This window comes from Candidatus Kryptonium sp. (genome assembly GCA_025060635.1).
In the GTDB taxonomy this organism is placed as follows: Bacteria; Bacteroidota; Ignavibacteria; order Kryptoniales; family Kryptoniaceae; genus Kryptonium.
Map to the genome: position 1 here is coordinate 1 of JANXBN010000123.1, position 619 is coordinate 619.

Annotated in this window: 1 protein-coding gene; it reads left to right on the top strand. The window is 37.2% G+C overall.

Annotation, left to right across the window (positions count from 1 at the left end):
- On the top strand, positions 1-619 hold a 619-nt coding region (locus tag NZ923_10780), incomplete at both ends, for a two component regulator propeller domain-containing protein (protein ID MCS7230490.1).

Here is a 619-nt window from a genome sequence, read left to right on the forward strand (position 1 = left end):
ACATACTTTGGTGGTCTTACAAAGTTTGATGGGACAAATTGGACTGTTTATAACACATCAAATTCAAGTTTGCCGAATAATTGGGTTAGTGCGATAGCGATAGATGGGCAAGGGAATAAATGGGTTGGGACATATTTTGGTGGTCTTGCAAAGTTTGATGGGACAAATTGGACTGTTTATAACACATCAAATTCAAGATTGCCAAATAATACCGTTAATGCGATAGCAATAGATGGACAAGGAAATAAGTGGATTGGGACAGGGAATGGTCTTGCAAAATTTGATGGGACAAATTGGACTGTTTATAACACAACGAATTCGGGTTTGCCAAGTAATTCTATTAGCGCAATAGTAATAGATGCTCAAGGAAATAAGTGGATTGGGACAAATGGTGGAGGGCTTGTAAAATTTGATGGAGTGAATTGGACTGTATATACCCCGAGTAATTCAAATTTGGTGGTGAATGATATTTATGAAATCTTAGTTGATGTTCAGAATATTAAGTGGATCGGAACAAATGGTGGTGGGTTTGTAAAATTTGATGGAACAAATTGGGCGGTTTATAACACATCAAATTCAAGGTTGCCAAGTAACGTCATTAATGCGATAGCGATAGATG